This is a genomic window from Roseovarius sp. MBR-6 (assembly GCF_040547525.1).
Classification (GTDB): domain Bacteria; phylum Pseudomonadota; class Alphaproteobacteria; order Rhodobacterales; family Rhodobacteraceae; genus Roseovarius.
Window position 1 is genome coordinate 1 of the sequence record NZ_JBEPPW010000065.1, and the last position, 1,544, is coordinate 1,544.

At 58.4% G+C, this 1,544-nt stretch carries 2 protein-coding genes; one reads left to right on the forward strand and one right to left on the reverse strand.

The features are described from left to right. The coding region (locus ABIE57_RS20470) for an RNA 2'-phosphotransferase (protein WP_354540882.1) at nt 1-517 on the forward strand (517 nt) is incomplete at its 5' end. On the opposite strand, the gene ABIE57_RS20475 is transcribed toward ABIE57_RS20470, so the two are convergent. Beyond that, nucleotides 420-1,178 carry a hypothetical protein gene (locus ABIE57_RS20475; protein ID WP_354540883.1) on the reverse strand — a complete coding sequence of 253 codons (759 nt, stop codon included), beginning with the start codon at nt 1,176-1,178 and terminating at the stop codon, nt 420-422. The genes ABIE57_RS20470 and ABIE57_RS20475 overlap by 98 nt on opposite strands. Nucleotides 1,179-1,544 lie beyond the last annotated feature (366 nt).

Below are 1,544 nucleotides of genomic sequence, written 5' to 3' on the forward strand. Positions count from 1 at the left end.
CATCAGCGCCAAGCAGCATAACATCAACCAACAGAGCCGGAGCCCTCCAGACCAAAATCACGCCGCCTGTTCCAAATCATTCGACGACGGACAACGCACTTCCAAATTCTTGCCTTGCGTCCTCCGTCACCAGCCGGAACTCCTTGATCTAAAAATGGATTCTGGCGGTTGGGTATTGGTTGGTGATTTGTTGCGTGGTATGAAGCGTGCCGGGCACCACTTGAGCGTAGACGAACTGCGCAATCTCGTGGCCGACAACGACAAACGTAGGTTCACGCTGTCGGAAAATGGTCAACGCATCCGCGCGGCGCAAGGCCACTCGATCGCCGTCGAACTGGGCCTGCCAGCCACCGTTCTCCCGTTGGAGCTGTTCAATGGGAATGCAAGCGCCACCCTCGATGCTATCTGGTCAGAAGGTATCATGCCTGCCCGGCCTTTCCGCAGAGCACGATGTCAGCAATCAGAAAGTCGGTGGTTTCTGCCTGCGCGTCGTTCTGGGCAATGCGCAGGCCATTGAAACTGTCCTCGGTGTCGCAAAGCGAGACGTTCACAATGAGCAGATAATTCATGCAAGACTTCCTATGGTTGCGGGGTTCAGGCGCGGATGGGTTCGTCACTCCAGAAAGACAGCAGCACGCCGGAGGCAAACATCGACAGCTTACGAACCAGAAGGCGGCATCGGTCACGCCCGTGAGGTGCGCCACCAGTCCGATACCGAGCGCGCCGATGCCATAGCCGAGGTCGCCCCAGAATCGGTAGCTTCCGATGGCTGAACCACGCCAGGCGGGCGTGGAAATGTCGGCGGCGGTGGCCCCGTGGTTCGGGTGGAGAAGCACCATGCCGGAGCCGGCGATACCCGCGAAATGGATCACCACGCGGCCCCGTCGCCGAGAGGGATCATCAGAACCCCTGCGCCGCAAATGCACATGCCCAACACGTTCGGCCAAAACCACCCGAAATGGTCCGAAAAGCAGCCGGTGAACAGCTACGATCAGCCCCAGACAATACCCGAGGCGCCGAAGATCCAGCACGTTTCGGTCAGGTTGGCGCCCCTTGCCACCAGAAAGACGGGGAAGATTACCCAGACCGGCTCGTCGACGAACTGCTCGACCGGGCCCGCCTATGACAGCGCGCAATCCCGCCAGACCCAACGTAATTGCGCTGATCAGGGCCATCATGTCCCATGGCTTACCCGCCATGCCCCCCGACAAGCACCGCGAAGCTGACCCCCTCATTGAAGCCAAGCATGAGGTTGAAGCCGGGATGAGGAACCACTTGGGCCAGCTGCGCGAGGGGCGATGATTTCGTGGCATGAACAACAGCAAAGGCGAGAACTGCCAGAGTTGCAACCGGAGGAGTGACCTCGAGACTTGCAGATGTTTTCCGATTTTTCTGCGTGCCGCTGTTTACGATACAAGAAATGAACCCTAGTATTTTTTTGAAGCCTATTTGCTCCATCCCGGATGATCACGTTTCTCCTCGGCGATCCGCCCTCTTCATGGCAAGATCGGTCCTGAGAGACATTTGGACGGAGGCGCGGACAT

Coding starts and splice junctions, on each gene's coding strand:
- ABIE57_RS20475 (WP_354540883.1), bottom strand. CDS start 1,178: ATGATGGCCCTGATCAGCGCAATTACGTTGGGTCTGGCGGGATTGCGC.